Here is an 8,851-nt window from a genome sequence, read left to right as displayed (position 1 = left end):
CTTACGCGCCGGGACGGGCAGCAAGCCCGCACGGAACCAGCGATACGCGGTCACGCGCGCAACACCGTTGCGCTCAGCCCACGACGCCAAATTCATGTATCTGTTCCTACAGCACACCACCGACAACCACCGATCACTCAGACCGCAGCTGTTTCTAACCCCGCCGAGCGCCGCGATGCTCCTGCGCTGCGATCCGACCGAAAGGGCGCGATCGCGTGTGGTCAGGATCCAGGTCCGTGGCACCTCGTCGGGCATGTCACGCCGGGACACGTTCTCCGCGGGGATTCGCGCGGACTCCGCGCACAGCCTGCCGGCGATGAATCGGCGCTGGGCACGCGACATTCCGTTGAAGAAGGCGAACCTCGCCATCGCCGGATACAGCTCGCCTGGCGTGCCCCTCTTCGCACCACGACGCGCCAACCCGGCAAGCGGCCCGGCCAGCGTGTCCGCCACCGCGGTGCCCTCCGGCGGGACGAACGCGGTAGCGAAGACCATCTCGCGCACCCGCGACGCCCCGAGCTTGGTCACCACCCCTGGAACCGTCACCCCCGCCAGGGAGTGACCAACGATGACGACATCGTCCGGCCCGGCGTCCTCGATATCGGCGATGACGGAGTCCACCCAATCGGCGATGGTGTCGGTCTCCAGGTTTCCCGGCTTCGATCGCCGGCCGGGTAGGTCGACTGCCAGCACAGTCAATTCCGGTGCCAGGCGGTGGATTTCACCGACGGTGAGGTCCCAGCAGTCGGCGGCGTGCGCGCCGCCATGGACGAGCACGAGCGCAGGCAATGCCACGAAGCCTCCCTGTCAGTCGCGTGAGCGCAACACCGCATCGTAGAGGTCACGCCGCGACGGTGCGCCGGGATTCGCGGCGACCACCTGAGCGCAGGCGTCCTTTACCCGCATGCCGTCGTTGACGAGCTGGTTCACTTCCGCCACGAGCGTCTCCAGGTCGGCACGCGGCTGCGCGCCGGCCAGCACAACGGTGATCTCGCCGAGCACCCCGTCGGCCGCCCAGTCGGCGAGCTCGGCCAGCGAGCCGCGCACGACCTCCTCGTGCGTCTTGGTCAGCTCGCGGCACACCACCGCACGCCGGTCCGGGCCCAGCACCTCGACGGCATCGTGCAGGCAGGCCGCCAGCCGCCGAGGTGACTCGAAGAACACGGCGGTCCGCTGTTCGGCCACCAGGCCGCCAAGCCACGTCCTGCGCGCCGACCGCTTGCGCGGTGGAAAGCCCTCGAAGCAGAACCGGTCCGAAGGCAGCCCGGACACCGCCAGCGCCGTCGTCACCGCCGATGGGCCGGGCAGGCAGCCGACCGGCAGCCCGGCGTCCACGCAGGCGGCCACCAGCCGGTAGCCGGGATCGTTGATGACGGGCATGCCCGCGTCACTGACGACAAGAACCGTCGCGCCGCCCCTGATCGCCTCGACCAGCCCCGGAACCCGCGTCGCCTCGTTCTGGTCGAACAGGCTGACCACCTTGCCGGCAATCCGGACATCCAGGGCCTGCGCCAGCGTCCGGACCCGCCGGGTGTCCTCGGCGGCGACCACATCGGCGCTGCCCAGCGCGGCGATCAGCCGGGCGGAGGCATCCGTCGGCAAGCCCAGCGGGGTGGCCGCCAGCAACAACCGACCAGGGCTCATTCCGCACAGCCTACGATCTAGAGGCGTGACCGCCCCCGCTACCGAATCGCCATCGGCCGCGCGCTCGGTCCCCGTCATCAGCCCCGCACCGCTGGTGCCCGTCGCCGACTTCGGGCCCGTCGACCGGCTGCAGGGCTGGACGATGACAGCGATCATCACCGCGCTGGCGGCGCTGACCCGCTTCCTCAATCTCGGCTCACCGACCGACGCCGGCACCCCGATCTTCGACGAGAAGCACTACGCGCCGCAGGCCTGGCAGATCCTGCATAACAACGGCCTGGAGGACAACCCCGGCTACGGGCTCGTCGTGCATCCGCCGGTCGGCAAGCAACTGATCGCGATCGGCGAGGCACTGTTCGGCTACAACGGGCTGGGCTGGCGGTTCAGCGGCGCGGTGTGTGGCGTCATCATGGTCGCGCTGGTGGCTCGGATCGCGCGGCGGATGAGCCGGTCGACCATGGTGGGCGCCATCGCGGGGCTGCTGATCATCGCCGACGGGGTCAGCTTCGTCACCTCCCGCACCGCCCTGCTCGACGGGTTCCTGGCGTTCTTCGTGGTGGCGTCGTTCGGCGCCTTGATCGTGGATCGCGACCAGGTGCGCGAGCGCCTGCACATCGCGCTGCTCGAGGGCCGCATCGGCGAAACCCCGTGGGGTCCGCGGCTGGGTGTTCGGTGGTGGCGGTTCGGTGCGGGCGTGTTGCTCGGATTGGCTTGTGCCACAAAGTGGTCCGGGCTCTACTTTGTGGTGTTCTTCGGACTGATGACGCTGGCGTTCGACGTGGCCGCACGTCGGCAGTACCGGGTGCCGCGGCCGTGGCTGGGTGCGCTGCGGCGCGACTTCGGCCCGGCCGTCTATGCGCTGGGACTGATCCCGTTCGGGGTGTACCTGGCGTCCTATGCGCCGTGGTTCGCCTCCGAGACCGGCACCAATCGCTATGAGGCCGGTCGGTCGATCGGGCCCGACGGGATCCTGCCGGACGCGGTGCGCTCGCTGTGGCACTACACGTACGGCGTGTACAAGTTTCACTCCGGGCTGACCAATGCCGATGGCAACCATCACCCGTGGGAGTCGAAGCCGTGGACGTGGCCGATGTCGCTGCGTCCGGTGCTGTATGCAATCACCCAGGAGAACGTCCCCGGCTGCGGGACGCAGTCGTGTGTCAAGGCCGTGATGCTGGTCGGAACCCCGGCCATGTGGTTCCTCGCGGTGGCCGTGCTGGGCTGGGCGCTGTGGCGGGCCTTCGTCAAGAAGGATTGGCGGTATGGCGCAATCCTGGTCGGCTATTTCGCCGGCTACCTGCCGTGGTTCATCGACATCGACCGGCAGATGTACTTCTTCTACGCGTCCACGATGGCGCCGTTCCTGGTGCTGGCGATCGCGATGATCCTAGGAGACGTTCTGCATCAGCCGAATCAGAGCGCCGAGCGAAGATCGCTCGGGCTCATCGTCGTCAGTTGCTATCTCGCGGTTGTCATTACCAACTTCGCCTGGCTGTATCCGATCCTCACCGGCCTACCGATATCGCAGCAGACATGGAACATGCAGATCTGGCTGCCCAGCTGGCGGTAGTTCTTCCATCCTTGCGCGAAATCTGCACCATGGTCGTGATTCGACGGGCGACCACAGCCCTGATGCAGAAATCGGCGACACCTACAGAGGGTCCCTGCCGGCGGGGCAGGACATGCAGCGTGGGCCGCCGCGGCCGGTGCCGAGCTCACCCGCCGCGACGGGCAGCACCTCGATGCCCGAATCTCGCAGCCGCGCATTGGTTTCGACGTTGCGCTCGTAGGCCACCACCACACCAGGGGCCAGCGCCAGCGTGTTGTTGCCGTCGTCCCATTGCTCACGCTCGGCGGTGACGGGGTCTAGGCCCGTCGCGATCACCCGTAGCTTCTCGATCTGCATGGCATTCGCCGCGGCCTCCAGGAACGGGGCCTCGTCGTCGATCTTCACCCCGCCGTCTCCATTGCGGTGAATGGTGAACGCCGACAACGAGTCGACGATCTTCGGGTACATCACGACGGCGTCGGTGTCGACCATCGTGCAGACGGTGTCGAGGTGCATCTGCGCCCGCTCCTGGGCGATCGGCACCGCCAGCACGGTATGGGCGAGATCGTCGTCGAACAGGCTGCGCGCCAAGGCCTCCGCCCCGGCCGGCGTCGTCCGCTCCCCCACCCCGACGGCGACCACACCGGGAGCCAGCAGCAACACGTCACCGCCCTCGACGGGTGCGGACCGCGACTCGTATGCCCGCCGGACACCGAGAAAGCGTGGATGGTGCGCGTAGATCAGGTCGGTCAGCGATGTCTCGCGGATCCGGGCCGGCAGCGCCAGCGACGTGATCGCCACCCGGGGGCCGATCCAGAACGAGGAGTCGCGGGTGAACAACAGGTTCGGCAGCGGTTCGATCACGAAGTCGCCACCGTGGTGCATGCGGCGGACCAGTGACAGCTCGCCGCCGGCGACCGGCAGCTCGGTGAACGTCATGCCGGCCGTCAGGATATGCGCCAAAGCGGCCGGCTCCAGTGTCCGTAGATATGACGAAAGCTCGTGCGCCAGAGGCATTCCCAGCCGTCGCGCATCCACCGCGGCCGAGATCCCGTGCATGCGGGCCGCGCCACTGCACAGCGCCTCGGTCAACAGGTCGGACAGCAGTAGCACCTCGACGCCGCGCGACCGCAGCAGGTCGGCGAACGCATCGTGTTCCTGCTGGGCCTTCGCCACCCAGGGCAGCCCGTCGAACAACAGCGCGTCGTTGTTGCGCGGCGTGAGCCGCTGCAGTTCGGCGCCCGGCCGGTGCAGGATGGCAACCCGCAACTCCCCGACCTCGGAGTCCACCCCGAGCGTGGTCTCGGACACACCTAGCACGGTAGCGCGATCGGTCACCTCAACTTAAGTTGAGGTGTATGGAGACCCACGAGCTCACGCCGAGCGAAATGGCCCACCGCAGCGGTGTGGCCGTATCCGCCCTGCACTTCTACGAACGCGAGGGACTGATCGTCAGCCGTCGCACGTCCGGCAACCAACGCCGCTACGCCCGCGATACGCTGCGCCGGGTGGCGTTCATCCGAATGTCGCAACGGCTCGGCATTCCGCTGGCCCGGGTCCGGGAGGCGCTGGCCACTCTGCCCACCGACCGCGTCCCGACCAGCAAGGACTGGGGCCGGCTCTCCGCGAGCTGGCGCCAGGACCTCGACGACCGCATCGTGCACCTGCAACGGCTGCGCGACAACCTCACCGGCTGCATCGGTTGCGGCTGCCTGAGCCTCAAGACCTGCGCACTGTCCAATCCCAGCGACGTGCTGGCCGGGCAGGGCCCGGGGGCGGTCCGGCTCTGAGTTTTCGAACGCATGTGCGATACACTCGGCGGGTGACAATGCCAGTCCAGGCTCCGCTCTTCGAGCACGCCGAACGCCGCGACCTCGGCAATGGCGCGTGGATCGATGTCCATTCCGGCTGGCTCGGCGACCCGCTGTCCGACGAGCTCTTCGAGGCGCTGTGCGCCGGCGTCCCCTGGCGCGCCGAGCGCCGGCAGATGTATGACCGGGTGGTCGACGTGCCGCGACTGGTCAGCTTCCACGACCTGGCGACCGAATCCGCGCCGCATCCGATGATCGAGGAGCTGCGGTTGCGACTCAGCGACACCTACGTCACCGAGCTCGGCGAGCCATTCACCACCGCGGGCCTGTGCCTGTATCGCGACGGCAGCGACAGTGTCGCCTGGCACGGCGACACCATCGGGCGGAGTAGCACCGAAGACACCATGGTTGCCATCGTCAGCGTCGGCGCGGCAAGGGTTTTCGCGCTGCGCCCGCGCGGCGGCGGCGCGTCGCTACGGCTACCGCAGGGCCACGGCGACCTGCTGGTGATGGGCGGGTCGTGTCAACGCACCTGGGAACACTCGGTACCGAAGACGACCAGACCGACCGGCCCACGCATCAGCATTCAATTCCGCCCGCGCGGCGTGCGCTGAGCCCTCAGCCCCTGACCGCGGCCACCGATGCGGTCAACAGCTCGCGGGCGCGCTCGGTGTTGACCGGCGCGACCGGCTTGTCGGGCAGCACCAGCGGGTTCGCCGTGACGATCACCAAGAAGGTGCCGAAACTGGCCACGTAGTTGTAGAGCTCACCGGTGCGGGGCTTGCCGCCGACGTCCGTCTGCAGCACCCGATGCGTGCCGAGCGTGCGAACACCGTCGATCCGCGGTGCCTCCACCACCTCGACCATGCCGCGCACCGCACCGCCGCCGAATCCCACCTTCCGACAGGCCTGTCCGGGATCGTTGAACGGCACCGGCTCGGACGTCTCGACGGCCATCGCGATGAAGCGATTGCCTTCGCCCTCAGCGGAGGTCGCGGCCATGTTGCCCTTCAACCCCGACGGCAGTACCTGCTCGCTCGCGAACTTCGCACAGTCGGCGGGTTCGAACTTCATGCCCTGCGGCAGGGTCTGCGGCGCGAGCAGGCGTGGGTCGATACCGGTCGGTGCGACATTGCTCACCTCGAACTGCGGGCCGAACGTCGACTTAACACTGGCGACGTTGGCGATATCGGCGTGCGTTTCGGAATCCGACGAGTCGCCGGAGCCGCACGCGGCGAGTACGCCGGCGCATGCGACGGCGAACACCGCCCTCGGGTTGAGCATCGTCGTCAATGTACCCAACGGCGGGCGCTCAACCGCGTAACGCGGACACCGTTTCGGCCAGCAATGCGGCGGCGAAGTCCTGGCCCAGCGGGGGATTCGGCGATCCGGGATCGGTGACTACAGTGACGAACGCGAGGTAGTCGCCGAGGTATGCGCTGAACGTGCTTGCCGTCGAGGTTGTTTCGGTGCCGCCCTCCACGACCGTCGTGGCGACGGTGGACATGCCGACGGTGGCGGCGTCGTCGATGCTCGGTGCCTCGATCAGGCTCACGGCGCCGGTGGTTTGCCCGGACATCACCGTCCACTGCCCGCATTCGGCCACCACCGCCGGATCCAATTCGATGCGCGCCGGCGGGGATCCGGTCGCCACGGCGTAAACGATGCCGCCGGGCCCGGATCCGGACCAGCCGCTGGTCGCCGCCCCGTCGGGCACCGGACTGGCCAGGGCTCCGCACCCGGGCGGGTCGGTCACCCAGCCGGGTCCGAAGCCCCAGAACGCGACGGGCGAGGCCGGACCGGACACGTCGGCGACTTCATATCCGGCGGGCAGCTCGCCGCGCACCCGCGCGATATTGGCCGGATTGACCTGGGCCGATTGGCTCGACGCCGTCGTCGGCGTCCCCGACGTCGGGCCGCCGGTCTGGCCGCAGGCCGCCACACACAGCAGCACCGTCGTTGAGATGAGTGCGAAGCGGCGCACGCCCGTTGATACCACAGCGAACGTTCGGAAGCCCCCGGCAACGATTCGGGTGTCGCGAACGATGACTTGTATAGGTGGGGCCTGGCAGGACGGAGGCTGGCATGCGTGCAGCCTGGAGCGTGGCAGCGGGAATCGCGGCGGCAAGTGTGGTGCTCGCCCCGGCAGGTGTGGCAACGGCGCAACCCATTGCGCCGGGTGGTGCATACCAGACGATCGGCCAGCTGGAAGCCGAGGGCTACAACGTGGTCATCGACCGGGTGGGCAACGCTCCCCTCGGCGAGTGCATCGTCACCAGTGTCCGGAATCCGCAGGAGGTGACGCGGACGTTCTGGGTCGGCAAGGGCAAGGACCGCGAGGCCGTCACCGTGGTGGTCAGCCGATCGATCACCGTCTCGCTCAACTGCGACGTCTGATCCAGCTTTCGTATGTAACGGTCATGCCCTGGGCGATCACTCCAGAGCATGACAATAAAGAAGATCGGCATCGGCACACTTGCCGCAAGTGCACTGGCCGCTGCCGCAACGGCTTTCGCCGCAACCGCCAATGCCGCTCCGTCCGGACCGTCGTCGGTGGACTCGACGATCGCCAACCTGCGCTCGCAGGGCTACCACGTCATCGTGAACCGCGTCGGCACCGCCGCACTGGACACGTGCTCGGTGAGCGCCGTTCGGCCCGGTCAGACCTACTCCCGGATGGACTCCGGGGTTCCCGGGGCCGGCGACCACACCGTCACCACGGTGACGGGCAGGACCGTCTTCGTCGACGTGTCCTGCTGACGCCGTCGGGCTTAGGCGGCCGGCTGCTCACTTTCTTTCGGCTTGTCGTCACTGGCCGGTTCGGGTGTCGGATCCGGCCGCTGCCCGGTCAGGGCGTTGATCACCCGCCGCAACGGCCCATCGCCGTTCTGACCGTTCTGGCGAGTGGCCGGCCGGTCAGGCCGATCGAATTGGATCGGGAGGCGCAGTACGTCCCGAAGCGGACGCGGCTTGGTGCTCTCCGCAGGAGCGTTCCCTTCCGGTGCGTCGTTCTCCAGCTCGGTCTCCTGCGGCGTGGATTTGATCTCCGGCGTGGGGTTGATCTCCGGTGTGTCACCGGCCAGCGCCACGGGCGGCCCCGGGTCGGGCGCCGCCGCGACATTCAGTGGTACGGCATCCAGCGCATTCAGCGGTGCGGTCTCATCATCAACGGGCAGTCCGGACGTCTTGTCATAAGCCTGACCACCCACGCCGAACGGACGGTAGACATCGTCGGTACCGAGTGCCCGACCGAGCCCCGCTCCCTGCAGGCCGTCGTCGATGCCGACCGGGACGGAGACGGCAAGGTTGACCAGCATGGTGATGGGGTCGGTTTCGGGCAGCAGCTGGAACTGCACATGCTGGCCTGGGCTGGTTCCGTGGTAATGCCCCCACTCGACCAAAACCCGCGCCGGAGCGTCCACCACCGCCAACAGCGGTCCGGGAACGCCGGCCATCTCCAACGGCATGAACATCGGCAGAAGCGGTGCCGTGATCATGTAATAGTCGGTGTCGCCCACGGTGTCCTGATAGATGACCTTCGGGTCGGCCGGGTCGCCCACCCCGGCGATAGACCTGTTCGGAACGTCGCCGTGCAGGAGGGCGTAGGAGGCTCCCGAGTTCAGCCAGGACAACACATTCCACGGCACGGCGGGGGCGTCGCCGCCGAGCAAGTCGTGCTGCTGTGCGACGTCGGTGGTCGGGTAGGCATAAACGTCGTCTTCGGGACCTGGACCGCCAGGATCGACGACAGGACTGTTCGTCGGGGTGCCCCCGTGGAAGGTGATGCCCAATCCCGGAATGGTCTGGCCCTCGAACCCTCGTGCCAAGATGCCGCCGTTCTTACGCA

10 protein-coding genes and 2 pseudogenes are annotated in these 8,851 nt (G+C 68.1%); 5 read left to right on the top strand and 7 right to left on the bottom strand.

What is annotated here, in order from left to right:
- The 3 genes and pseudogenes from ACRDU5_RS13730 to rsmI form a co-directional block, all read right to left on the bottom strand.
- Positions 1 to 96: pseudogene (locus ACRDU5_RS13730) on the bottom strand (IS607 family transposase); the annotation flags it as partial.
- Between the two features lie 60 nt (positions 97 to 156).
- A pseudogene (locus ACRDU5_RS13725) lies at positions 157 to 795 on the bottom strand (alpha/beta fold hydrolase); the annotation flags it as partial.
- Positions 796 to 807: 12 nt separating this feature from the next.
- Complete coding sequence (gene rsmI, locus ACRDU5_RS13720) at positions 808 to 1,644, bottom strand: 16S rRNA (cytidine(1402)-2'-O)-methyltransferase (RefSeq protein ID WP_526615120.1); 837 nt, start codon at positions 1,642 to 1,644, stop codon at positions 808 to 810.
- A gap of 25 nt (positions 1,645 to 1,669) precedes the next feature.
- Between rsmI and ACRDU5_RS13715 the strand changes: the two genes are divergently transcribed.
- Positions 1,670 to 3,214, top strand: a complete 1,545-nt coding sequence (locus ACRDU5_RS13715; RefSeq protein WP_526615119.1) for a dolichyl-phosphate-mannose--protein mannosyltransferase — start codon at positions 1,670 to 1,672, stop codon at positions 3,212 to 3,214.
- A gap of 81 nt (positions 3,215 to 3,295) precedes the next feature.
- Here the strand turns inward: ACRDU5_RS13715 and arcA are convergent, their stop codons facing one another.
- Positions 3,296 to 4,504, bottom strand: a complete 1,209-nt coding sequence (arcA, locus tag ACRDU5_RS13710; protein WP_526615118.1) for an arginine deiminase — start codon at positions 4,502 to 4,504, stop codon at positions 3,296 to 3,298.
- Positions 4,505 to 4,551: 47 nt separating this feature from the next.
- Here arcA and soxR point away from each other — a divergent pair, with 47 nt between their 5' ends.
- Entirely contained in the window at positions 4,552 to 4,983 is a 432-nt protein-coding gene (gene soxR / locus ACRDU5_RS13705) for a redox-sensitive transcriptional activator SoxR (protein ID WP_526615117.1), read from the top strand.
- A 32-nt stretch (positions 4,984 to 5,015) separates the two neighbouring features.
- The gene (locus ACRDU5_RS13700) at positions 5,016 to 5,618 is read left to right on the top strand and encodes an alpha-ketoglutarate-dependent dioxygenase AlkB (protein WP_526615116.1); all 603 of its coding nucleotides are present in this window, start codon (positions 5,016 to 5,018) and stop codon (positions 5,616 to 5,618) included.
- A gap of 4 nt (positions 5,619 to 5,622) precedes the next feature.
- Here the strand turns inward: ACRDU5_RS13700 and ACRDU5_RS13695 are convergent, their stop codons facing one another.
- Positions 5,623 to 6,288 (bottom strand): DUF5642 family protein, encoded by a 666-nt coding sequence (locus tag ACRDU5_RS13695; RefSeq protein WP_526615115.1) that lies wholly within the window; start codon positions 6,286 to 6,288, stop codon positions 5,623 to 5,625.
- Positions 6,289 to 6,316: 28 nt separating this feature from the next.
- Positions 6,317 to 6,988, bottom strand: a complete 672-nt coding sequence (locus tag ACRDU5_RS13690; protein WP_526615113.1) for a DUF5642 family protein — start codon at positions 6,986 to 6,988, stop codon at positions 6,317 to 6,319.
- Between the two features lie 101 nt (positions 6,989 to 7,089).
- On the opposite strand from ACRDU5_RS13690, the gene ACRDU5_RS13685 reads away from it, so the two are divergent.
- Positions 7,090 to 7,401, top strand: a complete 312-nt coding sequence (locus ACRDU5_RS13685; protein ID WP_526615111.1) for a hypothetical protein — start codon at positions 7,090 to 7,092, stop codon at positions 7,399 to 7,401.
- Between the two features lie 48 nt (positions 7,402 to 7,449).
- Positions 7,450 to 7,764 carry a hypothetical protein gene (locus tag ACRDU5_RS13680; protein WP_526615110.1) on the top strand — a complete coding sequence of 105 codons (315 nt, stop codon included), beginning with the start codon at positions 7,450 to 7,452 and terminating at the stop codon, positions 7,762 to 7,764.
- A gap of 11 nt (positions 7,765 to 7,775) precedes the next feature.
- Here the strand turns inward: ACRDU5_RS13680 and ACRDU5_RS13675 are convergent.
- A partial coding sequence (locus ACRDU5_RS13675) for a PE-PPE domain-containing protein (protein ID WP_526615109.1) occupies positions 7,776 to 8,851 on the bottom strand: 1,076 nt, incomplete at its 5' end.

The sequence above is a fragment of the Mycobacterium sp. genome, assembly GCF_050701515.1.
Lineage (GTDB): Bacteria > Actinomycetota > Actinomycetes > Mycobacteriales > Mycobacteriaceae > Mycobacterium.
Note: the sequence above shows the minus strand (reverse complement) of the source record. Positions and strands in the feature narration are given on the sequence as shown.

Coding starts and splice junctions, on each gene's coding strand:
- rsmI (WP_526615120.1), bottom strand. CDS start 1,644: ATGAGCCCTGGTCGGTTGTTGCTGGCGGCCACCCCGCTGGGCTTGCCG.
- ACRDU5_RS13695 (WP_526615115.1), bottom strand. CDS start 6,288: ATGCTCAACCCGAGGGCGGTGTTCGCCGTCGCATGCGCCGGCGTACTC.
- soxR (WP_526615117.1), top strand. CDS start 4,552: ATGGAGACCCACGAGCTCACGCCGAGCGAAATGGCCCACCGCAGCGGT.
- ACRDU5_RS13685 (WP_526615111.1), top strand. CDS start 7,090: ATGCGTGCAGCCTGGAGCGTGGCAGCGGGAATCGCGGCGGCAAGTGTG.
- ACRDU5_RS13680 (WP_526615110.1), top strand. CDS start 7,450: ATGACAATAAAGAAGATCGGCATCGGCACACTTGCCGCAAGTGCACTG.